This is a genomic window from Dinoroseobacter sp. PD6, assembly GCF_028807315.1.
GTDB lineage: Bacteria > Pseudomonadota > Alphaproteobacteria > Rhodobacterales > Rhodobacteraceae > Dinoroseobacter > Dinoroseobacter shibae.
Genome location: NZ_JARAMN010000018.1, coordinates 1 through 24,514, shown reverse-complemented (window position 1 = coordinate 24,514; position 24,514 = coordinate 1). Strand labels below are relative to the sequence as shown.

The 24,514-nt window shown below is 64.8% G+C and carries 20 protein-coding genes and 3 pseudogenes; 15 read left to right on the top strand and 8 right to left on the bottom strand.

Annotated features, from left to right (window positions below; translation table 11 throughout):
• Positions 1-104: 104 nt before the first annotated feature.
• From PVW48_RS19980 to PVW48_RS19970, 3 genes are all read right to left on the bottom strand, one after another.
• Positions 105-740 (bottom strand): 50S ribosomal protein L25/general stress protein Ctc, encoded by a 636-nt coding sequence (locus PVW48_RS19980; RefSeq protein WP_012177627.1) that lies wholly within the window; start codon positions 738-740, stop codon positions 105-107.
• Between the two features lie 109 nt (positions 741-849).
• Entirely contained in the window at positions 850-1,467 is a 618-nt protein-coding gene (locus PVW48_RS19975) for a hypothetical protein (RefSeq protein ID WP_274582718.1), read from the bottom strand.
• A gap of 51 nt (positions 1,468-1,518) precedes the next feature.
• Positions 1,519-2,691: an alpha-hydroxy acid oxidase gene (locus tag PVW48_RS19970; protein ID WP_274582717.1), complete on the bottom strand. Its 1,173-nt coding sequence runs from the start codon at positions 2,689-2,691 to the stop codon at positions 1,519-1,521.
• A gap of 129 nt (positions 2,692-2,820) precedes the next feature.
• Here PVW48_RS19970 and pth point away from each other — a divergent pair, with 129 nt between their 5' ends.
• From pth to PVW48_RS19945, 5 genes are all read left to right on the top strand, one after another.
• The gene (gene pth / locus PVW48_RS19965; RefSeq protein WP_012177624.1) at positions 2,821-3,528 is read left to right on the top strand and encodes an aminoacyl-tRNA hydrolase; all 708 of its coding nucleotides are present in this window, start codon (positions 2,821-2,823) and stop codon (positions 3,526-3,528) included.
• Positions 3,529-3,585: 57 nt separating this feature from the next.
• A complete protein-coding gene (locus tag PVW48_RS19960; RefSeq protein ID WP_012177623.1) occupies positions 3,586-3,984 on the top strand; it encodes a DUF2237 family protein in 399 nt (132 codons plus the stop codon).
• A gap of 283 nt (positions 3,985-4,267) precedes the next feature.
• Complete coding sequence (locus tag PVW48_RS19955) at positions 4,268-5,050, top strand: peptidoglycan-binding protein (RefSeq protein ID WP_012177622.1); 783 nt, start codon at positions 4,268-4,270, stop codon at positions 5,048-5,050.
• 41 nt (positions 5,051-5,091) lie between these two features.
• Positions 5,092-5,565 (top strand): hypothetical protein, encoded by a 474-nt coding sequence (locus PVW48_RS19950; RefSeq protein ID WP_274582715.1) that lies wholly within the window; start codon positions 5,092-5,094, stop codon positions 5,563-5,565.
• Positions 5,566-5,918: 353 nt separating this feature from the next.
• The gene (locus tag PVW48_RS19945) at positions 5,919-6,782 is read left to right on the top strand and encodes a CPBP family intramembrane glutamic endopeptidase (RefSeq protein ID WP_274582713.1); all 864 of its coding nucleotides are present in this window, start codon (positions 5,919-5,921) and stop codon (positions 6,780-6,782) included.
• Positions 6,783-6,862: 80 nt separating this feature from the next.
• On the opposite strand, the gene PVW48_RS19940 is transcribed toward PVW48_RS19945, so the two are convergent.
• Both PVW48_RS19940 and PVW48_RS19935 read right to left on the bottom strand, forming a co-directional pair.
• Positions 6,863-7,819 carry a M23 family metallopeptidase gene (locus PVW48_RS19940; RefSeq protein WP_274582719.1) on the bottom strand — a complete coding sequence of 319 codons (957 nt, stop codon included), beginning with the start codon at positions 7,817-7,819 and terminating at the stop codon, positions 6,863-6,865.
• Positions 7,820-7,824: 5 nt separating this feature from the next.
• Positions 7,825-8,670, bottom strand: a complete 846-nt coding sequence (locus PVW48_RS19935) for a DUF6544 family protein (protein WP_274582711.1) — start codon at positions 8,668-8,670, stop codon at positions 7,825-7,827.
• A 658-nt stretch (positions 8,671-9,328) separates the two neighbouring features.
• On the opposite strand from PVW48_RS19935, the pseudogene PVW48_RS19930 reads away from it, so the two are divergent.
• Positions 9,329-9,508, top strand: a pseudogene (locus PVW48_RS19930) (transposase); the annotation flags it as partial.
• 293 nt (positions 9,509-9,801) lie between these two features.
• On the opposite strand, the gene PVW48_RS19925 reads toward PVW48_RS19930, so the two are convergent.
• Positions 9,802-10,812, bottom strand: a complete 1,011-nt coding sequence (locus tag PVW48_RS19925) for a helix-turn-helix transcriptional regulator (protein WP_274582708.1) — start codon at positions 10,810-10,812, stop codon at positions 9,802-9,804.
• A 382-nt stretch (positions 10,813-11,194) separates the two neighbouring features.
• Between PVW48_RS19925 and PVW48_RS19920 the strand changes: the two genes are divergently transcribed.
• The 3 genes from PVW48_RS19920 (at position 11,195) to PVW48_RS19910 (ending at position 15,045) form a co-directional block, all read left to right on the top strand.
• Positions 11,195-11,926: an outer membrane beta-barrel protein gene (locus tag PVW48_RS19920; protein WP_274582706.1), complete on the top strand. Its 732-nt coding sequence runs from the start codon at positions 11,195-11,197 to the stop codon at positions 11,924-11,926.
• Positions 11,927-12,017: 91 nt separating this feature from the next.
• On the top strand, positions 12,018-14,519 hold the full coding sequence (locus PVW48_RS19915) for an arylsulfatase (RefSeq protein WP_274582703.1): 2,502 nt from the start codon (positions 12,018-12,020) through the stop codon (positions 14,517-14,519).
• A gap of 325 nt (positions 14,520-14,844) precedes the next feature.
• Positions 14,845-15,045: a hypothetical protein gene (locus tag PVW48_RS19910; RefSeq protein WP_274582701.1), complete on the top strand. Its 201-nt coding sequence runs from the start codon at positions 14,845-14,847 to the stop codon at positions 15,043-15,045.
• 230 nt (positions 15,046-15,275) lie between these two features.
• On the opposite strand, the pseudogene PVW48_RS19900 reads toward PVW48_RS19910, so the two are convergent.
• Both PVW48_RS19900 and PVW48_RS19895 read right to left on the bottom strand, forming a co-directional pair.
• Positions 15,276-15,479, bottom strand: a pseudogene (locus PVW48_RS19900) (transposase); the annotation flags it as partial.
• Between the two features lie 67 nt (positions 15,480-15,546).
• Positions 15,547-15,743, bottom strand: a pseudogene (locus tag PVW48_RS19895) (transposase); the annotation flags it as partial.
• Between the two features lie 232 nt (positions 15,744-15,975).
• Here PVW48_RS19895 and PVW48_RS19890 point away from each other — a divergent pair.
• From PVW48_RS19890 to PVW48_RS19865, 6 genes are all read left to right on the top strand, one after another.
• Positions 15,976-16,197 carry a helix-turn-helix domain-containing protein gene (locus PVW48_RS19890; protein ID WP_012177610.1) on the top strand — a complete coding sequence of 74 codons (222 nt, stop codon included), beginning with the start codon at positions 15,976-15,978 and terminating at the stop codon, positions 16,195-16,197.
• Positions 16,194-18,962 carry an HAD-IC family P-type ATPase gene (locus tag PVW48_RS19885; RefSeq protein WP_274582697.1) on the top strand — a complete coding sequence of 923 codons (2,769 nt, stop codon included), beginning with the start codon at positions 16,194-16,196 and terminating at the stop codon, positions 18,960-18,962. The genes PVW48_RS19890 and PVW48_RS19885 overlap by 4 nt, the downstream gene beginning before the upstream one ends.
• 13 nt (positions 18,963-18,975) lie before the next feature.
• Entirely contained in the window at positions 18,976-19,995 is a 1,020-nt protein-coding gene (gene adhP, locus PVW48_RS19880; RefSeq protein ID WP_274582695.1) for an alcohol dehydrogenase AdhP, read from the top strand.
• 30 nt (positions 19,996-20,025) lie between these two features.
• The gene (locus tag PVW48_RS19875) at positions 20,026-21,753 is read left to right on the top strand and encodes a cation:proton antiporter (RefSeq protein WP_274582693.1); all 1,728 of its coding nucleotides are present in this window, start codon (positions 20,026-20,028) and stop codon (positions 21,751-21,753) included.
• Complete coding sequence (locus PVW48_RS19870) at positions 21,750-22,730, top strand: universal stress protein (protein WP_274582692.1); 981 nt, start codon at positions 21,750-21,752, stop codon at positions 22,728-22,730. The genes PVW48_RS19875 and PVW48_RS19870 overlap by 4 nt, the downstream gene beginning before the upstream one ends.
• Before the next feature lie 940 nt (positions 22,731-23,670).
• A complete protein-coding gene (locus PVW48_RS19865; RefSeq protein ID WP_274582690.1) occupies positions 23,671-24,474 on the top strand; it encodes an efflux RND transporter periplasmic adaptor subunit in 804 nt (267 codons plus the stop codon).
• Positions 24,475-24,514: the final 40 nt, after the last annotated feature.

The window sequence follows — 24,514 nt, the reverse complement described above, 5'->3', positions numbered from 1 at the left end:
GTCGCGAACGGCCGGCCCCAAGGAAACAAGGGGCCGGCCAACTGCATCCCACAACGAAAAAGGCAGCCCAAGGGCTGCCTTTCGTCGTTCCAGGGGACCGAAGATCACACCTCTTCGGCGGTCGCCTCTTCGGTCTCTTCCTCATCGGCCTCGTTATCGGCCGAGCGCAGGCCCGACGGCGCCTGGATGTTGGCGATCACGAAGTCCCGGTCGATGGTCGGCGTTGCCCCTTCGGGCAGGGTGACGGAACTGATCGTCACCGTGTCGCCGATGTCCAGCCCGGTCAGGTCGACCGTGATGCTCTCGGGAATGTCGCCCGCGGTCACGCGCAGCTCCACCTCGGGACGCACGGCGGTCAGCACGCCACCCTTCTTGATGCCGGGGGCGGCACCCTCGTTGATGAACTCCACCGGAATGAAAAGGTTCACCTTCGACGTCCGACGCAGACGCATCAGGTCCAGATGCGTGGGCAGGTCCTTGACCACGTCCCGCTGCACGTTGCGGCAGATCACGCGCACGTCTTCCTGTCCCTCGACCTTGAGGTTGAACAGGGTTGCCATGAACCGGCCCGCCTTGAGCCGCCGCAGCAGCTCGTTGAACTTGATCTGAATGGGCTGCGGATCGGCCCCGCCCCCATAGACCACACCGGGCACATATCCATCACGACGCGCTTGACGGGCGGCCCCCTTGCCTGTCCCCGCGCGCGGTTCCGCTACAAGATCCGGAATCTCTCCAGCCATAGCTTTCTCCTAAATTTCAGTTGCATTAGGGCATCCTCCAAGGGTGTATGCCCGCGAACCTGCGCGATATAGACGAGCCGGACCCGATTGGAAAGGTCCAAATGCGCGCTCAGGGCGTGTGCAAGTGTCCCAAAGCCGCCACACGGTCGTAGAGGTCGAATTCCGCGGCCCGGGCGGCGCGTAGCCGCGCCTCGAGCTCCGGATCGAGCGGCGCAGGCAGGCCCGGGGAGCGGTTCCGGGCCGCCAGGGCGACCTCGCGCCCCAACCGCGCACTCAGCCAGTCGAGCATCACCGGCATCTGCGCATAATCGAACAGATGCGCGATCTGGACCTGCCCCGTGTCCCCCATCACGAACTTGTCCTGCGAGCCGATCCGCGCGCAGGACGGCGGGTCGGGCGCGAGGCTGGCCGCGATGAACCGGTCGAAATCGAGATGGGCGCAGGACCATTCCGTCCCATCGAATTGCGCCTGGGCACGGTAGCGATACCAGCTGCGCAGCCGCGCGACCGGCTCGCGCAACACCGCCATGCCCTCGGGCCGGATGCCGTAGATCCGTTTCAGCACCGGCTGCCATTGGGCCGCATAGGCGCCCCAGTTCATGTGCCGCTGCGACGGCGGCGATTGTATCGCCAGCGAGGCATGGGGACCCAGCGCGTCTTCGAGCGCCGTGCTCCCTGTCTTGGGCACGGCGAAAATCACCAGTCTCTTGTTGTGAAACACCAGCATCCCGGCCCCTTTCGCCGCGCAACAGTGGGGGCCGGGGCGGCGCGTGTCAATTCACGCGCTGGCCTTCCAGCGGGTGGCGAAATCCTCGGGGATCAACAGGTTGGAGGCATCGAGATCCTCGACATTGCGCCGCCCGCACAGCCCCATGGACAGATCGAGCTCCTTGTGGATCACCTCAAGCGCGCGGGTCACGCCCGCCTCGCCCATCGCGCCCAGCCCGTAAGTCCAGGCCCGGCCGATCATCGTGCCGCGCGCGCCCAGCGCCACGGCCTTTAGCACGTCCTGACCCGACCGGATACCGCTGTCGAGATGGACCTCGATCTTGTCGCCCACCGCGTCCATGATCTGCGGCAGCATCCGGATCGAGCTGAGCGCGCCGTCCAGTTGCCGCCCCCCGTGATTGGAGCAAACGATCGCATCCGCGCCCACGTTCAGCGCCATCTTCGCATCCTCGGGGTCGAGGATCCCCTTCAGGATCACCGGCCCGTCCCACCAGCTGCGGAACTGCTTGATGCGTTCCCAGTCGAGCGACTGGTCGAACGCCTCCGCCGTCCAGGAACTGAGCGAACTGGGATCGGTCACACCCTTGGCATGGCCGACGATATTGCCGAAGAACCGGCGTTTCGTGCCCAGCATCCCCAGGCCCCACTGCACCTTGGTCATCATGTTGGCGATGGAGGCGGGCGTCAGCTTGGGCGGGGCCGAAAGGCCGTTTTTGAGGTCCCGGTGCCGCTGACCCAGCAGTTGCAGATCCACCGTGATCACCAGGGCGGAACACTTGGCCTCCTTGGCGCGGTCGAACAGCCGCTTCATGAAATCGTCGTCTTTCAGGGTATAGACCTGAAACCAGAACGGGGCCTCGGTGTGCGCGGCCACATCTTCGATGGAACAGATCGACATGGTCGACAGGGTGAAGGGTACGCCGAATTTCTCGGCGGCGCGGGCCGCCTTGATCTCGCCATCCGCGTGCTGCATTCCCGTCAGCCCCACGGGGGCGAGGGCCACGGGCATCGCCACTTCCTGGCCGACCATGGTCGTTTTTGTGGACCGGTTGTCCATGTCCATCGCGATCCGCTGGCGCAGTTTCAGCAGGTCGAAATCAGAGCTGTTCTCGCGAAAGGTCTGCTCGGTCCAGCTGCCACTTTCGGCGTAATCGTAGAACATTTTCGGCACGCGCCGCTTGTAGATCCGCTTGAGATCCTCGATTTCGGTGATGACCGGCATGATGCTCTTCCCTCGCATTGGTAAATTCTTATTACCAATACTGCCCGTTTCGTGCAATGCGACTCTTTGGTTGGGCTACCCTTTCGCGCCGCGCCACGCTATCACGCGGCGAGACAAGGGGAAGACGCAATGAAACTCTTCGTGGGGCTGGGCAACCCGGGGCCGAAATATGCCCGCAACCGGCACAATATCGGCTTCATGGCGCTGGACCAGATCGCGGCGGATCACGGGTTCTCGCCCTGGCGCACGAAATTCTCCGGCCAGATGGCAGAGGGCAAGTTCGGCAGCACCAAGGTCACACTGCTGAAGCCCGAGACCTTCATGAACCGCTCGGGCCAATCCGTGGGCGAGGCGATGCGGTTCTTCAAGCTGGAGCCGGAAGATGTCATCGTGTTCCATGACGAGCTGGACCTGGCCCCCGGCAAGTGCCGGGTAAAGACGGGGGGCGGGCATGCGGGCCATAACGGGCTGCGGTCGATCCACGGCCATATCGGGCCCGAGTATCAACGGGTGCGCCTCGGGATCGGGCATCCAGGCCACAAGGATCGGGTGTCGGGCTATGTGCTGAGCGATTTCGCCAAGGCGGAGGCGGCGTGGCTCGATGACCTGCTGCGCGGGATCGGGGACGGTGCGCCGGAGCTGGCCGCGGGCGACACGGGCCGGTTCATGAACGCGGTTTCGCTGCGCACCGCGCCGCCACGATCCTCGGGCGGGTCGCCGAAGACCGACAAACCCGCAAAAGCCACGCGCGAGCCCCCGCCCGCCGCGAAACCGGAGGCCACGCCGGAGGAAGAGACCCGCTCCCCCCTGCAAAGGCTCGTCGACAAGTTCCGCTGAGCCCCCATCCGCGCGCAAGCCGCTTGTTCCGCGCGGCGCAGCCGTTAGACTTGCACCATGGCATATGAACGCGCTGAATCGGTAAATGTGTTGGGCGGCGTGCTGCAGCCCTGCTCCCAAGACCCGCTGACCGGGTTCTTTCGCAACGGATGCTGCGACACCTCGGCCATGGACCAGGGCAACCACACGGTCTGTGCGATCATGACCGCCGAATTCCTCGCCTATTCCAAATACGTGGGAAACGACTTGTCTACGCCGCGACCGGAATTCATGTTCCCCGGCCTGAAGCCCGGGGATCAATGGTGCCTGTGCGCAGGTCGGTTCCAGCAGGCCCACGAAGAGGGCTGTGCGCCGAAAGTCCGGCTGGAGGCGACCCACCTGCGCGCGCTGGACGCGGTGTCGCTCGAAACCCTGGCACAACACGCAGTCGAGCCCCGCGAAACCCCGGATCGTTAACGCAAGGCCCGGCAGCCCCCTGAAATCGCCGACAAATTTTTTCGCGAAATCGCGCGGGATCAAGGGTTTCCAGAGATTTGTTTCGCATGCGAAACATTCAACTTCCTGAATAGGTTAACGCCGTCCAATCAACGCGCTCATTCCGCTTGCAGATGCCACGCCTTCGCAGGCTGCCTCCTTTTGTGCTAGGATTTAGGCACCCGAGTGTGACCAGCGGTCTTTTTTCACCGCAGCACACGCCATTTTCGGGCCCAAAGTCTTTTTGAACCAAATGGAGATCTTCATGAGCCTTTCCAGAACCGTGACCTTCAGCGCGCTGGGTATCGACCGACGCAGCATCAATGGTCCCCTGACCGGCGCGCGCAATTCGACCATGTTATCGCTGATCGGCAATCCGCGCGGCACATACGACACCGAATGCCGTTGGCCCACTAACCAGGCGGTGCTTGCACAGATCGCCACGGAAGACGTGGGGCCGTTCCGGGTGTCGGGGCTGAAACCCGCGGTCGACACCCTGCGCAACATCCTGTCGGACATTCGCAGCCAGGAGCGAGAGGTCTATGACGCTCTGGGGCATGTGGGCATGCTCTGCTGCCGCCTGGTGCGCAACTCCAGATCCGCGATTTCCAACCACTCCTGGGGGACCGCGATCGACCTGACCCTGGAAGGCAAGCTCGACCGGCGCGGCGACGGTCGCACGCAGGAGGGGCTGCTGCGGATCTACAAGATCTTCAATGCCCACGGGTTTTTCTGGGGGGCCGCCTTCCCCACCGAGGACGCCATGCATTTCGAGGTGTCCGAGCAGCTGATCCGGCAATGGGCCGACGAGGGCAAGCTGTCCTCGGGCAGTGCTGTCTTCGACAACGGTCTGATCGATTTCGGCGACCGGGGCCGCATCGTCGAGGATTTGCAGCAGGCGCTGAACCTCGCACTGGGGCTCGACCTCGATGTGGATGGTGCCTTCGGGCCCGCGACGCGCGCGGCGGTGATGGAGTTCCAGCGGGTCAACGGGCTGACGGTGGACGGCATCGTCGGGCCGAACACCCAGGCCGCGTTGGGCATGTGACCGGGTTTGCGCATCTCCGGGCCCCGCTGGTCGGGGCGGGCGTGCTGCTGTGGGCGGCGGGCTGTGCCGGCGTTCCCCAGGAGGCGGCACGCCTGACGCCGCTGACCTGCCTGCCCGAGACCGCGGTGCCGCCGGGAGTGGAGGTGCCGGCGCAGGCGCGGCTGCTGGGTTGTGCCGGGGCCGGGCGCCCGGCGGAGGTGTTCGTGATGACGGACGCGGACCTGTCCTGGCCTGTGCTGCCGGGTCGGCAGGGCGCGCGATCGTTGCAAGCGGAAATGCTGGCCGCCCTGCCCCGCTTTGGGGCGGGGATGCTGTTTTTCGATCCTGCTGAGGACGAGGTCTGGGCGGTCGAAGACCGCACGCCCGCGCAAGGACACGTCCTGAGCCTGACCGGCAACGACCCGGTGACCCTGGCACCGAGGCGCGCCTATCTTGCGTTGCCCTCCGGCCCGACCGAGGCCGCCAGCCTGCATGCCAGCCGCGATGCCGCGGTCCGGGCGCTCGGGGATGGCTGAGCGGGCGTGTGGTTCGGCGCACAGGGGCCGGGCGACGCGGGGTACAAGCCGGAGGGTTGCCCCCCGGCCCCCGGGGTGTCAAAGCCGGTCAGTCGCGGGCGGAGTGCCGAGCGACGGCGCCTCGGCCCCGTCGGTCCGTCCCGCGAAAGGCCAAAGACGAACGCCCCGCACTGCTGCCCGGGCACACCGCGCGATAGGGCACCGCCCGCCCGGCGATGTGAACCGCGCCGGGGTCCGCCGGTTGGCCGCCTCGGGGCCGGGAATACCTTCGATTACGGGTTGATCCCGGACAACGCTCGGCTTGGGACAAACGGTTAGGCTGTGCGTGGTTTCAGTGTCCGGGGGAGTAGTCGATGGCCTGCTCAGAAAATCGGCAAGAGGCAGCGCTCGGGGCCGGGCATCTCGTTGCGTTCCTTGTCATCACCTTCGCAATCACCTGGAGCGTGATCGGTGCCTACATCTTTTGGCCCGAGGCCATGGCGGCGCGGTTCGGCGCGATCAGCGGCCGCCATCCACTCTATTTCCTGGCGACCTGGGCCCCGGCGATCTCGGCCATCCTGCTGGTTCTGTTCGCCGCCGGGTTTGGCGGTCTGCGGAGGTTTCTCTCGCGTCTGTTGCTGTGGCGCTGCCCGCCGATCTGGTGGGCGCTCATTCTGCTCGGCCTGCCGCTCGTTTTCATTGCCGGGTCGCTGATCAAGGGCGGTCCGCTGCTGACACCGCGCCCCCCGGAGGGCGCGGGGCCGCTGGTGGCGTTGATGGTCATGATGGTGTTCCTCGGCCCGGTGGAGGAGTTGGGCTGGCGAGGCGTGGCCATGCCGCTCTTGCAGCGCCATGTGGCCCCTTTCTGGGCGGGCGCGGCCATCGGTACGGCCTGGGGCATCTGGCACCTGCCGGCCTTCTATCTCGCCGGGGTGGTCTATGAGAACTGGAGCTTCCTGCCCTTCCTGATCGGCAACATCACCCTGGCAATCCTCGTCACGCCGATCTTCAACGCCGCGCGGGGAAGCCTGCTTCTGCCGGTGCTGTTTCACTGGCAGTTGATCAACCCGTTCTGGCCCGACGCACAGCCCTGGGACACCTGGTTGCTGGTTGTGATCACGGCGGGCGTTGTGTGGTGGACCCGGGGGACGATGTTCACGCCGCAGGGGGCGGTAACCGCAGTCCTCCCGGACGCGGCGCGCGACCGGGCCGAGCCATGGCAGGATCCGCGCCGGTAGGGTCGGACGCGGTCCCGGACCCGGGCCGTTCGGGGTCGGGGCGGCGGGGGGCGTGGCCAAGGCGCGCGCTGCGCCCCGCGTTATCCGGCCAAACTCCGCAGCCGGTCCCCGCGCACAAGGAAACGCCCGTCGATCCGCAGGCCGAGCGGGTCGCCCGAAAGGGGCGGTGCGCCCGCGACGGCGGGTCGTTGTGCGTGGATATGCAGATGCGGCTCGGTCGAAGCGCCGGAATTTCCGACCTGCCCGAGCGGATCGCCCGCCTCAACCCGGTCGCCGCGCTGCACCAACACGCTTGCCTGGCGCATATGGGCCAGCACGATGTCGGCCTCCCCGCAGCGCAGGATCACGTGGTTGCCCAGCCGGTTCACGGTATCCTGTTGCGGGATGTCGAAATCGGGCATGTCGGTCTCCGCAGAGACCACGATGCCCGCGCAGGGCGCAACGAGCGGGGTGCCGAAGATGGCATAGGCCGCCGGGTCCACGGGGCGCCAGCCCTGCGCTCGCAGCCCCCAAGGGCCGATCCCGAGAAAATCGATGGCATAGGATTGGCCGCGCCAGGGGCGGTACCGCTCCACGCTGTCATCCAGGGTGCGCATATGGGCGTTGATCAGCGGGTGCGCACCGCCACTGGCGACCAGAACATGCCCGGCGCCGAACGGGGTCGCGATGTCGACGACGCCGACCTCCGGCACCATGCGCCCCATAAGTGCCTGCGTGCCGAACCAGACGCCAAGACCGAGCAACAGGGCAGAAACCGCGGCCTCGCTCCAGGCCCTGCCCCGCAGGGGCCAGCGCGGCAGTCCGCGCAGACCGGGCCGGACGCCAAGGGCGACACCGACCGCCGCGAGCCAGATCCCCCCATAGACCCGTGGCAGCCACCAGACCGGCAGCGCCCATTGGGCGACGAGGCTGAGCGCGAACAGAAACGCTCCCGTGCCCGCAACCTGCCCTACCAGCCCGACGAGACTGCGCGCAGGCCGGAGCCACAACCAGGCCAGCAGCACGAGCGGGATCGCGACCTGAAAGAGCAGAACCACGGCGATCAACGGTCCGGCTCCGGAAAGCTGATGGCGGTGACGTCGGCGCGGAAGAACGGGAAATACGCGTCGGTCTCGAACATGTTGCCGGCCTCGACATGGGTCGGCAGCCGGAAGCCGTCGAAGACCCGGAACTCGGACAGGTAGCCGCCGAAGGGCTGCAGCCGGTAGGCTTTCTCGGGGTTGGCATCGCTCCAGCGCAGAAAAGAGACCTGCAGCGGTCGGCCGTCCTCGGCCAGGGTCAGCTCGACCGATTGCTCCATATTCTCGTGGCGCATGGTCATGCGCGCGACGTCTTGCGAAACATGCGCCCACGTCACGTTGGGCCCCGGCAGGACGGCCGCAGGGGTCCAGAAGATTGCCTCGGCCACGTAGCGCCCAAAGGCCGACCGCCGGTGGTCCCCATTGCCGCCGAACCGCGCGACCGGGAGGCCACACAGGAGCCAGAAGCGCGTCCACTTTCCGCTGTCAGACCCGGACAACCGCAAGGCGCCGGACCCGCCCGACATGGCCCAGACGAAGCCTTCGGGCGCGGCGAGCACCTGGGTTGCCTGCATCCGCAGGTAGTTGGGCTTGGCCTTGTCGCCCATCCCGAACTGCCCGGTCATCTCGATCCGTGCCACGGTGCGCAGGGGCGTGCCCTCTGCGATGGCGAAGGTGAAGAAACGACGGGCGGGTTCGGGCAACCCGGCGAGCATGTCGACCGAGAAGCACGGCGGATCCGCGGGTTGCAACGCGATGAGCCGCGCCATCTCGGCCCGGTCCGCCTGATGGTCGCGCTGCCGCCAGACAAGCAGGCTGACCACAAGTGCAGCGACCACGACCAGGATCAGGATCAGGATCAGAGCCATGCGCGTACCTCCCCTCTTTGATCCACGCCTCCGCTTTTCCAGTCATCAACAGCGCCGCTCCCGCATCGCGGCAGACGCCCCGGCACGGTTGGCACGATCACTTCTGGAATATCACCCCGGATGCGGACAGGCTGCATTGATCCGGATCAGCCCGGAGCGCGTGGGGCGAAGACACAAGATGCCTATCTATCGCAGACAGCTTACAGTTATGGTCCAGCACTGCGGCGGGCAGCTTGAGCGTCGAGACAAAGCGCGCCCGAGGCACACCCGCAGCGTCTGCAGACCCTAGATGTTGTGCGGATAAAACGCATTATCGCAGCGGCCTACCTTCAGCCTGCCGCGCGGAGCTCTTGTCGGACGGACAGGCGCGGTTTCGTAACGACCACCGCACGGGCAATATCTTGCAGCAATTCGATCAGCCCCTGTACCGCGATGCTTGTTGGGTCCGTTTTCCGATCAGACCGCAGCTGAACACACTCTGTCCGGCCACACGAAATCCCGACACCGAGTGCCCCTTTCCGCAAATGGCTCACCCACCGCGAGACCGGGGTCGACATCACGCCAGTGTAACACCCTTCAACCTGCCCTGCACTAGGGTCAGGATCCATTGATTTCCGCTTGGCGGCATGCTTGACGGTCCACAAACCGAGCGGTGAACATGTCTGATCTCTTGTGGGTGACGGATGCGCAAATGGCGCGTCTTGAGCGTTTCTTTCCCAAGTCACACGGCAAACCACGGGTCGATGATCGGCGTGTGCTGAGCGGGATTATCTTCATCAATCGCAATGGCTTGCGGTGGCGGGATGCCTCCACCGCCTATGGTCCGCACAAGACGCTCTAGAACCGTTGGAAGCGCTGGAGCGACAAGCCTTGCTCTCGGCCTCGCGGCAACCGTCACACATTGGTTATGAGCCCTGACCCTAGGGTTGGTAGAGCGGCACGGTGGAGATCGCAGGACCGAGACTTCGCCCATATCTCAGAAAGGCCCGATCGCTCCCAAGTGCTTCGCATCGGGCGCTGCCGACGGCAACGCCGCGAAAGTCCAGACAAGTCGCAATGGTTTGCGCATGGGAATCGAGGTTGAGGTGGATTGCAGTTGGTATCGGACCGAGGTTGAACGACCGCCAGATGCTATCCTCCCTCCATGTTGTGCTTTGAGGAAGCGATCTGAACGCCCCAGCGCTTGGCGGCGCGCGTCAGGGCGGACTGGTGGGCATATCCCAGCTCTTGCGCAAGTGCGCCCAGCGGAGGCGGGCGGTCACTGGCAAGCTGGGCGATGGCCAGTCTGGCGCGCGTTCGGTCGACGATCTCGGACAGGGTGGTCCCCTCGTCGGCAAGGCGGCGTCGCAAGGTGCGGGGGCTCAGGCTTGCGGCGCTCGCGACCCGCTCGATGGACGGTGGCGTCTGGGCCAGCATGCTTTCCACCAGCGTTCCGATGCTGTCGGACAGCGTCGCGCCGGCGCGGATGGGCAGCCAGTCTTGCCCGGGGTCCCGGCCCTCCCCGGCCGGCATGGGGCGATCCGCAACCGCGTCCGGGATCTCGACCATCAGCGGTCGGGCTGCGCCCGGTATCACCCGGTCGCCGAGCCATGGCCGGAGATGGCCGAGTGCAAATGTCGGGTGCGGGATCATGATGACGCGCGCGAGGCTATCACCGGATGCCCCGGAGACATGGCAGATCCCCTCCACCAGGGCCGCCACGTATTGCTGAACGTGGTGGCGCGCCTCGGCATCGCCGATATTGATGGCCCAGCCATCGCCGATACGCACGCCCTGGGGACAATCCTCCACCGTGAAGAACTCGTGAGTGCAATGGCGCGGCATGTTTCGGGCAATGGTGTGCAGCGCCGCGCGCACGGTCGGCGCGGCCAGGGCGAGGCTGCCGATTGGACCGATTTCGAAGACGCCCCGTTCGCGCGCGATGCGCATGGGCGCGTCGGGCCCGGCCACGCGCGCGATCTCGACGAGAAACCGGATGCCGGCCCGCAGGGGGATCGGCACAAGCGGATTGTCCTCGGGCACCCAGTCGAGCCCGGCACGCGCCAGCAGCGGTCCTGCATCCTGGGCCTGCTCGGCCAGCCAGCGGCGCATCGGCGCGATGGCGGCCGCGCGAATGAGGGGAATGGACCGGGATGCTGTCATGCGCGCAGCCTAACCGCATCTTGCCATGGCCCCAAATGGTAAATCCGGCGTTATGCCTTGATCTGTATCAATTGCGCTTTCACAAGCCCGCGACAATGCTGGGGCCCTGGACCGCGAGGGCCGACCGCGTGCATGGGATCGTGCCCGCCGTACCGCGAGGTCGACAGGCTTGCATGCCTCACGTGCAAGCGGGAGGACGAAAATGATACCACGATTGCCTCGGTGCCCAGGCGGCACGAGGGCTCGAACCGCGTTGCCGCGCGTGGGCACGCCCACCCCGCCAAGCGCGGCGCCCCTTGCCCGCGCATGCCGACCTGCGAGCGGCCGTCAGGTCCCTTGCCGAGGTGACGGGGATCTCGACCAATCCGGAAGGACAAGAGCCATGGAACGACACCACCACTTCGCCGCAATCGCCATGCTTGCCATGTCGGCGACGGCGGCCTCGGCGCAGCAGGGCGACTGGTCATATGAGGCGACGGTCTACCTCTTCACTCCGGAGACCAAGACCGGGCTCAGCACCCCGGATGGCTCCGTTAATGGCAGCTTGAGCTTTGCAGATGCCCTGGAGAACCTCGATCTTGCCTTCATGGGCGCGTTCGGGGCTTCCAATGGTCGATGGGGCGCCTATCTCGACTACCTCTATACGAGCCTGTCATTCGGGAACGCGACGCCGAACGGGACCCTCGATAGCGATCTGACGACCCAGATCCTGAGCGGGTACGTGACCTACCGGGTCCACGAAACCCCGGTCGTTCAACTGGACATGGCAGCCGGTGTCCGGTGGTTCAGCACCGACACCGAATTGACCCTGAGGCGCCCCGAAGCGTCGGACGAGACCCGGCGCCTGGACGATGACTGGATCGATCCGGTGGTCGGTCTCCGGGCACGGGTCGCCATGACCGAGCGCTGGTCCGGCACGGCCTTTGTCGATTACGGCGGCTTCAGCAGCGACAGCGAAACCTGGCAGGCCCTGCTGACGGCGGATTACGCGCTGACCCCGAACTGGGTTCTGCGCGGCGGCTACAGGTACATCTCGGTCGACCACGACACTGCGGAGAATGGGTTCTCGTTCTCCCAATCCGGCGTGGTCTTCGGCGCCGCCTACCGATTCTGACGACACACGGTATCGGCACGCCCCCGGGCGGCGCCGGGCGGCGCCGGGCCACGCTTCGGCGCGAAACCCCACTCAAGGAAAGGACGACACCATGTTCCACACAAAGACGAACCTGGCGACCGCTTTCGCCGGTCTGCTCACGCTGGTCTCCCCGGCCTGGGCCGACACGGCGGCTGTCTCGGGCGCACCCAACGCGACCGCCGTGATCGACGGACGGCAACTGCCCGCGCCGCCCGAGGCGTTCGGCGGACAGATCGCCCAGACGGCCAGGGACTCAGAGCCCTGGTGGCCGCCCCGCATCGTCGCCCCGGAGACCGCACCGAACATCCTGCTGATCATCACGGACGACTCGGGTTTCGGGGTGCCGAGCACCTTCGGTGGCGTGATCCCCCATGACACGATGGACCAACTGGCGGACGAAGGGCTGCGGTTCACCGCCATCCATTCCACGGCGCTGTGCTCGCCGACGCGGGCCGGGCTTCTCACCGGGCGCAACCACCACACCGTGGGCTTCGGCGTGATTTCCGAATCCTCGACCGGCTTTCCCGGCTACAACTCCGTTATCACCAAGGACAAGGCGACCATCGGGCGGATCCTGCGGGACAACGGCTACGCGACCTCCTGGTTCGGCAAGAACCACAACACGCCCGCCTTCCAGACCAGCCTCGCCGGCCCGTTCGATCAATGGCCGATCGGCATGGGGTTCGAGTATTTCTACGGCTTCGTTGGCGGCGATGCGAACCAGTGGCAGCCCAACCTGTATCGCAACACCACGCCGATCTACCCGTTCGAGGATGCCGAGCCGGGGTGGAACCTGATCACCGCGACGGCAGATGACGCGATCACCCATATCACGAACCTGCACCAGATCGCCCCGGACAAGCCGTTCTTCGTCAAATACGCCCCCGGCGCCACCCACGCGCCCCATCACCCCACCCCGGAATGGGTTGAAAAGATCGAGGCGATGAACCTGTTCGACGACGGCTACGAGGCGCTGCGCGCGACGATCTTCGAGAACCAGAAGAAGCTGGGGCTTGTCCCGCAGGACGCCACGCTCACCCCCTGGCCCGAGGACAAGATCCGGAAATGGGAGCAACTCTCCGATGACGAGCGAAAACTGTTCGTCCGCCAGGTCGAAGTGTTCGCCGCCTATGCCTCCTACTCGGACCACGAGATCGGCCGCGTGATCGATGCCATCGACGCGCTGGGGGAGCTTGAGAACACGCTGGTGATCTACATCAACGGCGACAACGGTACCTCCGCCGAAGGTGGCCCCGTGGGTACGCCGAACGAGGTCGCCTGGTTCAACGGCATCGCCGAGATGCCCATCGAGGTCCAGATGCAGTGGTATGACGTCTGGGGCACCGAAGACACCTACAACCACATGTCGGCGGGCTGGTCCTGGGCCTTCGACACGCCCTTCGACTATTTCAAGCAGAACGCCAACCGGCTGGGCGGCGTGCGCCAGAACATGGTGGTCTCCTGGCCGAACGGCATCGACGACAAGGGCGGCCTGCGGGACCAGTTCCTGCATGTGATCGACGTGGTGCCGACCATTCTGGAGGTGACCGGGATCAACGCGCCGCTGGAGGTGGACGGCATCCTGCAACATCCGATCGAGGGCACGAGTTTCGCCCATCTGTTCGAGGCCGCGAATGCCGACGCGCCCAGCCCCCGCAAGACCCAGTATTTCGAGATGATGGGCCAGTGGGCGCTCTATCACGAGGGCTGGCTGCTGGCGACCAAGGTCAACCGCATGCCGTGGGAGACACCGGGCGTCCCGAACCCAGACCCGCTCAACAACCAGGTTCTGGAACTCTATGACCTGACGACGGACATGAACCAGCAAATCGACCTGGCCGCGACCAATCCCGACAAGGTCGAGGAACTCAAGGCGCTGTTCATCGCGGAGGCGGAGAAATACCAGGTCTTCCCGATGGATGCCTCGGTCACCTCGCGCCTTGCGCAACCCCGGCCCAACATCACCGCCGGGCGGACCGAGTTCGTCTATACCCGGCCGATGACCGGCCTGCCGCAGGGTGATTCCCCGAGCATCCTGAACGCCTCCTACACGATCACCGCCGAGATCGAGGTGCCCGAAGGCGGCGCGGAAGGGATGATCGTGACCTCCGGCGGGCGCTTCGCGGGCTACGGCTTCTACCTCAAGGACGGCAAGCCGGTCTTCACCTGGAACCTGCTGAACCTCGACAGGGTCCGCTGGGAAGCCCCCGACGCGCTGCCGCCGGGCCAGCACACCGTCGCGTTCGAGTTCCAATATGACGGTCTCGGCGCGGGGACGCTGGCCTATGGCAGCACCAGTGGCATGGGACAGGGCGGCACCGGAACGCTCAAGGTGAACGGGGTCGCGGTGGATACACGGCAGATGAAGCAGACCATCCCGGTCATCCTGCAATGGGACGAAGCCTTCGACATCGGCTCCGACACGTTGACCGGCGTGCATGACGCCGACTACATGCCGCCCTTCGCCCTGACCGCGAGACTGGACAAGCTGACGATCAAGGTGGACCAGCCGCAACTGACCGAGGCCGACATCGCCACGCTCGAGGACGCGCGCAAGCGTGCGAGCGACTGAACGACCGCGGGGCCGTGTCCCGGACGCGGCCCCGCAGACCGCGGCATCGGAGGATCGGCGAGCTGTGGAAAAACGGGGGCATCCGGCGGCTGCGCGCCGTCCGGACCGGCAGCAGCCGGCGATGGGCAGCCATCCTGTTGCTGGGGATCCTCCCGACTTGCGGCAAGGCCTTCGATCTCGTGGGCATCGCCAATCCGTCCGTTCCGGCCCAGGCGCTCGAGGGGCTGACCGAACACCGGGTCTTCATCGTCACCACCCGCGCCGCGTCCGAGGTCACGGGGCCTTTCTCTCCGAGGACCGCAGCCTCGATCTTGGCCTGTCCTCGGTGGATGTCACGGTTCCCCCGGCCCATGTCTTGGGCGCGCTCGAACGCCCGCTGACCCTGGCACCGGACCCCAGGACCGAGTTCGCACTGGTCAACCCGACCCTCTACGGGACAGTGCACGCCTTCGCCGACGAGATCGACCGGCACCTCGCCCAACGTCCCCGATACAGCCGCGAAATGCTGGTCTTCATCCACGGCTGAAACAACATTGCCAGCAATGCGATCCTCCGGATCGCTGAGTTCGTCGATTACACGGTCTTCAGGGGAACGCCGGCTGGCCTTGTTGCACGAATCGGGGTTTGGGCGCACTACCCACTTCCCCTGCTGGGCATATCCTGCGGGCTCTTTGACGGGTAAGCCAAAAGCGGGATAGCGGTTGAGCACCGCAAGCCCGGTATGTAGCTCGGTGACTTGGCGATCACATGCTCGCGCCGTGAGGCATTCGCGTTCTCGTCCTCGAGCGTCTTAAGTCTCTGCGTGTCCGACACTTCGAGCCCGCCGAACTTGGCCTTCCACTTGTAGAACGACACCGAGCTGATCGCGTGTTCGCGGCACACGTCTGCCGTAGCCCCGCAGCGCTCCTGCTGCTTCAGGATCGCGATTATATGCTCCTCGCTGAACCGTGATCTCTGCATTCTGTCCGTCTCCTTCGTGGCGAAGGACCCTACCTCAAACTGGAGGAGGAGACGGGTCTCAGGTCAGAAACAGCGCCTTCATCGTCAGGCAAACCTGCTCGGTCGCAACGGAGAACTCAGGCTGACGGCCGCGCTTGCCGGTTCCGGGTGCGTGCCATTCATCTTGGGATCAAGCCAGATCGATAGGGAGCCGCGTTGCTTCCGAGCCGTGTTTTCCAAAGGCCAGTCCCTAGTCTGGTATTTCATAGGGGACCACCTGCTGATGCTCATAAGTTATCACACTGGATTCAAACAGTGAATCCCTAGTTCACTCCTGTCACAAGGCCAGAAGACTGGCCAACCTCAGCGTGACACTTCAGTGCCGATGGTCTCACGCTAGGAGAAGACTTCTGAACCTCTTTTACAGCGATTTATCTTCTTTGAGACTGATTCAGGATATCCAGACCTCTTTGGGTCTGTATTATGGACTTTGATCCGGTGTGACCAAGGGTGAAGTATGCTGAGCAAGCCGTTTCTGACGACACAGGAGATCGCGGAGCTCTTGAAGGTGCGCGAGCAGACTGTTCGCAGCTGGATTCACTTGCAGGAGCTTCGCGCCGTGAAGCTGGGCCGGGAATTCCGTGTGGCGGTGAAGGACCTTGAAGCCTTCGTCAACGAACGCGCGACGCGTGAGCCGAGCGGGCGGGATGAAACGGGGTCGGGAGCGGAGTCGCATTGACGATCCACCGCGCAGGTATCTCCGCGATCGCGTCCGAGATCGCCACAGAGCGCGATCCGGCCAAAACGCAGTGGCATGAACGCAGCGTCGAGGAGGTGTTGAGCCTCGTCGACGGTGAGACATCCGGGCTTTCGTCCGCGGTTGCGGCGGAACGGCTGCGAACCGACGGGCCGAACCGCCTTCCTGAGCCACCGCGGGCGGGTCCGCTTGCGCGCTTTCTGCGCCAGTTTCACAACCTTCTGATCTACGTTCTGCTTGCGGCGGCGACTGTGACCGCAACGCTTGGGCATCTGGTAGACACCGGGGTTATCCTCGCGGTTGTGTGCGTCAATGCGATCATCGGCTTCGTGCAGGAAGGCAAGGCCGAGCAGGCGCTGTCGGCCATAAAAAACATGCTGGCCCCCGAGGCGCGCGTGCTCCGGGACGGTCGTCGCGTGCTGGTGCCGGCGGAGGAGCTGGTGCGTGGCGACATCGTGGCGCTCGAGCCGGGGGACCGGGTGCCTGCGGACCTGCGGGTCATCGCGTCCTATGGGCTGCGCATTCAGGAAGCAGTGCTGACCGGCGAGTCCGTCCCGGTCGACAAGTCGACAACGCCGGTCGATCAGGACGCGTCGCTGGGTGACCGCCGGTCGATGGCGTTCAGCGGCGCGCTTGTCGCGGCCGGTGCCGGCCGAGGCATTGTTGTCGCAACCGGAACCGAAACCGAGATCGGCCGCATCAGCGGGATGCTGGAAACGGTCGAGACGACGACCACGCCGCTCCTGCGGCAGATGGAGGGCTTCGCGCGCACCATCACGCTGGCCATTCTTGCCATCGCGACCCTTATCCTCATGTTCGGATACTTCGGCAGCGGGATGTCTTTCAGGGACATCTTCATGGCGGTCGTGGGCCTATCGGTAGCGGCTATTCCGGAGGGTCTGCCGGCCATCCTGACCGTGACGCTGGCGATCGGCGTGCAGGGCATGGCGGCGCGGCGGGCCATCGTACGCCGCCTGCCGGCGATCGAGGCGCTGGGGTCGGTATCGGTGATCTGCTCGGACAAGACGGGCACACTCACAAGGAACGAGATGACGGTGGCGTCAGTCGCGACAGCGCGGCGTCTGTTTCACGTGACCGGCGCGGGTTACGGGCCATGTGGCAACGTCGCGCTGGAGGGGCGCGACATCGACGTTTCGGTCTATCCGCTGCTGGGTGCCCTCGCGCGCGGAGCCATCTTGTGCAACGACGCCGATATCGCCGAGATCCGCGGGACCTGGTCGGTTACCGGCGACCCGATGGAGGGCGCGCTGGTCTCGTTCGGGTGGAAGGCCGGGCATGAGCCGGACGCCCTGCGGCTGGCCAATCCTCGGGCCGACGCCATCCCCTTCGATGCCGCGCACCGTTTCATGGCCACGCTGCACCTTGACCGCGAGGGGGGCGCCGCAATCCATGTGAAGGGGGCGCCCGAGCGTGTGATCGCCATGTGCGCGTCGCAGTACGGCGAGGGGAACAACCGCGAGCCGCTTGACCCTGAATACTGGGTCAGGCGCGCGGAAGAGATTGCCGCCAGCGGGCAGCGCGTGCTTGCCATCGCTACACGTAAGGCAGATCCGGCGCAGCGGACGCTGAGCTTTGGCGAGGTCGACGGCGACCTTACGCTGCTCGGCCTTCTGGGACTGATCGACCCGCCGCGCGAAGAGGCCGTCGCCGCGGTGGCGGAGTGCCATGCGGCCGGCATCCGAGTGAAGATGATCACCGGTGATCATGCAGGGACCGCATCCGCCATCGCCCGGTCGCTGGGGCTGGAAAATGCGGGCGAGGTGCTGACGGGCGCGGAGATCGACAGGCTTGGCGATGATGACCTGAGGCGCGCGGCGGCGCGGATCAACGTGTTCGCCCGCACCAGCCCGGAGCACAAGCTGCGCCTGGTGGAGGCATTGCAGGCCGGCGGTGCGGCGGTGGCGATGACCGGCGATGGCGTGAACGACGCACCGGCGCTCAAGCGTGCGGATATCGGCGTAGCCATGGGCCGGACGGGAACGGCGGCGGCCAAGGAAGCCGCCGAGATTGTTCTCGCAGACGACAATTTCGCGACCATCGCGGAGGCCGTACGCGCGGGGCGCACGGTCTATGACAACCTGAAGAAGGCAATCGTGTTCCTGTTGCCGGTGAACGGGGGCGAGGCGCTTGCGCTGATCCTGGCGCTGCTGCTTGGCCTCACGCTGCCCATCACGCCGGTGCAGGTCTTGTGGGTCAACATGGTGAGTTCCGTGGTGCTGGCGATGGCGTTGGCCTTCGAGGGTCCGGAGCCCGACATCATGCGCCGCCCCCCGCGGCGCGCGGACGAACCGATCCTGTCGCGCTTCGTGCTCTGGCGGGTCGGGTTCGTCTCGGTACTGTTCTCGTCGGGCATCTTCGGGATGTTCACGCTCGCGCAGGCCCAAGGGGCGAGCCTGGAAGAGGCGCGCACCATGGCGGTCAACACGCTGGTGGTTATGGAGATCTTCTACCTCTTCTCGGTGCGGTTCCTCAACACGACATCGCTGTCGCTGCGCGCCATCCTCGGCACGCGGCCCGTGATATTCGCGATAGCGGCGGTCACGCTGCTGCAACTCGCCTTCACTTACGCGCCGTTCATGGAGGCCTTCTTTGACACGCGACCTCTGAGCTTGGTGCAGGGCCTTACCATCGTCGCAATCGGACCTCTGCTGCTCCTGGTCCTTGAAATCGAGAAACGCGTTTTGCGCGGATCGCGCCCGGCTGTCCCACGATCCCTGAACCCCTGAAAGGAGAATTCCGATGTCCATGATGAAGGCCGCTCTCGTCACCGATTTCACGAAACCGCTGGAGATCCGTGAAGTCCGGAAACCGACCGTCACGGACGGCAATATCGTGGTGAAAATAGAGGCTTGCGGGGTCTGCCACACCGATCTGCACGCGGCGCGCGGCGACTGGCCGGTCAAGCCCGAGCCACCCTTCATTCCGGGCCACGAAGGCGTGGGCGTGGTGGTCGAGGTCGGGCACAATGTCACGTCGGTCAAGGAAGGCGACCGGGTGGGCGTGCCTTGGCTGCATCACGCCTGCGGGCATTGCACCGCCTGTGTCACGGGCTGGGAGACGCTCTGCCGGACGGAGCCGGAATACACCGGCTACACGGTCAATGGCGGGTTCGCGGAGTATGTGGAAGCGGATCCGACCTATGTCGGACATCTGCCCGACAAGCTCGATTTCGCGCCTGCTGCCCCCATCCTGTGCGCCGGTGTGACGGTCTACAAGGGGCTGAAGGAATGCGACCTGCGCCCAGGCCAGACCGTCGTGATTTCCGGCATCGGCGGACTTGGGCACCTTGCAGTGCAGTACGCGCGCGCGATGGGTCTGCATGTGATCGCCGTCGACGTGGCCGAGGACAAGCTCGCCCTGGCCCGCGACCTCGGCGCGGGCGTTGCCATCAACGCCGCGACGCAGGACCCGGTGGCCGAGGTCGCGCGGCTTGGCGGGGCCGAGGGCGTCCTTGTTACGGCCGTCTCGAACACCGCGTTCTCACAGGGCGTGGGGATGCTCGCGCCCGGCGGAACGATGAGCCTCGTCGGTCTGCCGCCAGGCGACTTTCCTTTGAACATCTTCGACGTGGTCCTCAACCGCAAGACGATCCGTGGCTCCATCGTCGGCACGCGCGCCGACCTCGCCGAGAGCCTCTCCTTCGCGGCCGAGGGAATGGTCGCCTCGCATTACGCAACCGACAGCCTCGACAATATCAACGGCATCTTCGACCAGATGGAACAGGGCCGGATCGAAGGCCGGATCGTGATGACGATGTGAGGCATATGACTCCGAACGAAAGCGAGCGACATGATCACAGCCATTGAAGGCTATATCTTCTATGAAATCGCCGCCCTGCTCGTCCTGGCGGCCGGGGTCGGTTTTCTCGGCCTCCTGATGCGCCAACCGCTGATCGTGAGCTTCATCGCCGTGGGTATCCTCGCCGGCCCCTCATTGCTGGACGTCGCGCAGTCAGATGAGCAGATCGACCTTCTGGCCGAACTTGGGATTGCCCTCCTGCTCTTCCTCGTGGGCCTCAAGCTCGATTTCAATCTGGTGCGCACGCTTGGGCCGGTGGCGCTCGTCACCGGGCTCGGACAGGTGATCTTCACCACGGTCTTCGGCTTCCTGATCGCACTGGCACTCGGGCTCGACGCGCTGACCGCGATCTATGTCGCGATTGCGCTGACCTTCTCGTCCACGATCATCATCGTGAAGCTGCTGTCCGACAAGCGCGAGATCGACGCGCTGCATGGGCGGATCGCGCTCGGCTTCCTGATCGTGCAGGACATCGTCGTCGTGGTGGCCATGATCGCTCTGTCGGCCATCGGCGTGGGGGGCGCCGCCGCGGAAGGAGAGAACGCACTGGCCGAGGTCTTGCGCGTTCTGGGCTACGGTATCGGGATGCTGGCGTTCGTGGTCATCTTCATCCGCTACGTGGCCACCCCGCTGGTCGAACGGCTGTCGCGCGCCCCGGAGCTTCTGGTCTCTTTCGCGATCGGCTGGGCCGCGCTGCTGGCCGCAGTCGGCCATTATCTTGGGTTCGGCAAGGAGCTTGGCGGCCTTTTGGCTGGTGTCTCGCTCGCCTCGACCCCGTTCCGCGAGGCGATCGCCGCGAGGCTCGCCTCGCTCCGTGACTTTCTGCTCTTGTTCTTCTTCATTGCGCTCGGGGCCTCGCTGGATCTGTCGGTTCTGGGGGCGAGCATTGGTCCGGCCATCGTGCTGTCGCTCTTCGTGCTGATCGGCAACCCGCTGATCGTGCTCGCGATCATGGGCGCCATGGGCTACCGCAAGCGAACCGGATTTCTTGCCGGGCTGACCGTCGCGCAGATCAGCGAGTTTTCCTTGATTTTCATGGCGATGGGGGTGGCCATCGGGCATGTTGCAGAAGATGCCTTGGGTCTGGTCACGCTCGTCGGGCTCGTGACCATCGCCGCATCGACCTACATGATCACGTATTCCCACCAGCTCTACGGGCTCTTCGAGCCGGTGCTCGGCGTCTTCGAGCGCCGCCACCCGAAAGCGGAGGACGGAGTCGGTCCCGGCACCGCCCTCGCCCATGACGTGATTCTGTTCGGCCTTGGCCGTTATGGGCTGGGCATCGCATCAGCGCTGCGCGACAGCGGCCGCAGCATCCTTGGTGTCGACTTCAGCCCCGAAGCCGTACGCCACGCCCGCGCCCAGGGCTTCGACGTTCTGTTCGGCGATGCGACGGATCCGGAGTTTCTCGGCCACCTGCCGCTTGCCCGTGCGGAATGGCTGGTCATGGCCGTGCCGGAACACGACACCGGCCTGACCCATGACGATCCACGCCATGCGCTCCTCAGGGCCGTGCGCGATCTCGGCTTCGATGGCAAGATCGCGGTGGCGGCGCATCGGGATACCACCGCTATGACGCTTCAGGCGGAACGGGCGGACCTCGTCCTGATGCCCTATCGCGACGCCGCCTTTGCGGCGGCCAAGATGATCACGGACGATGCGCGAGCGCCCGAGTGCGTCGTGGCGGACGCCGAAGGCCAGAAGGAATTGCCAACATGACGACGGGACCGGGCAAACCGCGGAAGATCCTGGCGGTCGCGGACGCGAGCGAGGTGCAGATCGCCCTCCAGAGCGCGCTGACGCTGGCCGATACGCTGGGCGCTTCGCTTGAGGTTATTGCCTGCGTGGAACCCCCGCATGATCTCTCCATCCTCTCCCGCTTATCTGGTGAGGATCCCGGCAGGTTGATCGAAGAAGCCGTCGAGCGGACCCGCGAGGAGGTTCGTGCAAGGCTGGATGCGACTATGCATGACACCCCACTCGACCTCTCCGTGGCGGTTGGCAAAGCCTACCTGGAGATCATCCGGCACGTCGCCAGATCGGAATGCGATTTCGTCGTCAAGAAGGCCGAACCGCTCTCCGGGATCGACCGTTTCCTCTTCGCCAGCACCGACCAGCATCTGCTGCGCAAGTGCCCATGCCCTGTGTGGCTGCAGACACCGACGGCATCCAAGAGCCCCAGGCGCGTTCTGGCTGCGGTCGATCTGGATGTCTGGGACGCAGCTGAGCCGGAGACGCTGGCGGCTTTGAACCGGCGCGTGGTCGCTGCGGCCTGCATGGTCGCGGATGCACCGGACGCCGAGGTCATTGTTCTCCACGCCTGGGAAGCCATCGGCCAGGGCATGATCTGGGCGTTTTCCGGTGAGAGCGATGCACGCATCTCCGCCGATCGGTACGTCAACGAAATCCTCGACGCCCGGCACGATGCGATGAACAAGTTCCTTGCGCAGGTCCGAACCGAAATAGGCCAAGGGCCCCGACTGCTTTCGCGCCTGGCGCGGGGGGCGCCGGAGACGGTGATACATGACCAAAGCCGACAGCTTGCCGCCGACCTCGTCGTGATGGGCACCGTGGCGCGGACCGGGCTGAGCGGCGTGTTCATCGGCAACACGGCGGAGAACATCATCAACAGCCTCGAATGTCCGGTCCTCGCCGTGAAGCCCGATGGCTTCGTTAGTCCACTCCTGCGCGGGTGAACCTGCTGCGGGTCATGGAAGGTAGGTGGCCCGCACCTGCCCTCTTAATCACTGCGTCGTCCGCCAGAATCTCGGCGGCCGCCGCCACTTCCGTCAGCAAGGTCGGTTGCTCGGCTGCCCGTTGCTGGAACTCTCGGCTGGAGAAATTCCGCCGTTTCGTGAAAGCCGAACGCGACCTCCGCGACCGTGTGGTCAAACGCCTTCGAAAATAGGAGAAAAGCCGCCTCGTGCGGGCGTATGAACGGGTTCGAAAGGGTGATAGTGGCGGTGGGGACGCGACCCGTGCCGCACCTTCTCTACCCGACACATTACCTTTCGCAAAAAAAAGACCAAGTGTCTTTTGGGCACCAGTTGCCAGTGACAAACGCGCTTCGACGAGCATCAACAGCGTCGTTAGTGTGCGATTACGCAAAATCTAATTGTCTCGGCTCGTTGCAGAATCTATTTCCCAAGTATGAAAAGGTTTGCGTATAGCTTCTCAGCAAAGCGGCTGACGACGCTGATCATGTGCATAGCGCTCATGATCTCCGGCATCGCTGCGGCTGGCGCGGTGGAGCATTCAAACCACGAAACCAATGGAAGTGTCGCCTTTGCCGCATCCGATCATGGATCGATGGCGCACTCATTGCACCATATGTCACCAGCTGACTCTGAAGCAGAATGCTGTGAGCCAGATACGAGTGTGGCGTCTAACTGCCACGTTTCGGCGTGCTGTCTTTCCGAGTTGCAACACTCAGAGGTTTTGGCATCCACGGATCACGGCATAAGCGCCTGCGCTCAGTCAATCGTCCAAGTGGTCGGACCTTCGATACAAACTGCACTACCCGAACGACCTCCTCGGTTTTCCTGACAGTTTCTTGCCGGCCCGAGCCCTCGAATGGCTCGGGTCGTTCTTGAATTTCGGGCCGGTCCCTCGCGGCTCGGCTGTCAGGAGGTTTCAATGCGTGGACGCTATACGGCTCTCGCGATCCTAGCCTTGGCGGGCGGCACCGCGGGCGGAATTGCACTTGAGAGGTTCTACCTCAATCCAGCGAACATCGTCGGACCCGACGGACCTGAGATCCTGTATTGGGTGGCACCCATGGACCCCAACTTCCGGCAACCTGGTCCGGGAAAATCGCCCATGGGGATGGATCTGGTTCCCGTTTATGAGGGCGAAGAGCCGTCAGGCGATCCTTCGGAAGTCACATTGGACGCGGCTGAAATAAACGCAATTGGCGTGCGGACTGCGCTCTCACGCATGACGGAGGTCGCGCCGCGGATCGAGACCGCTGGTTTTGTCGGCTATGACGAACACCTCACCAGCCACGTGCACACCCGCGTCGAAGGCTGGATCGAGGACCTCAAGGTGCGCGCGGTGGGTGACATCGTGCGCGGGGACCAAGTCCTGTTCGAATTGTTCTCACCACTGATTGCTGCAGCAACCGGCGATTTGGTGCGCGCTGTGGAAGCTGGCGACCCCCGCATTCTGGACGCGGCTCGCAACAAGCTGATGAGCCATGGCATGTCAGCGCGTCAGATCGCCGAAATTGAAGCCGGAGGCGAACTTGTCCGCAATGTTGAAATTGTAGCGCCTCAGAATGGTGTTGTGATCGCTCTGAACGCGGCCGATGGGATGTATCTGCAACCTGGGGCACTCGCATTTTCAGTCGCGGATCTGTCTCAAGTCTGGCTCATCGTCGATGTCTTCGAACGTGACATCGCAAGGCTCTCGGAGGACATGCGGGCGGTCGCTCGGTTCTGACCTGAGAGCCGCTTCTTCCTCCAGTTTGAGGTAGAGTCCG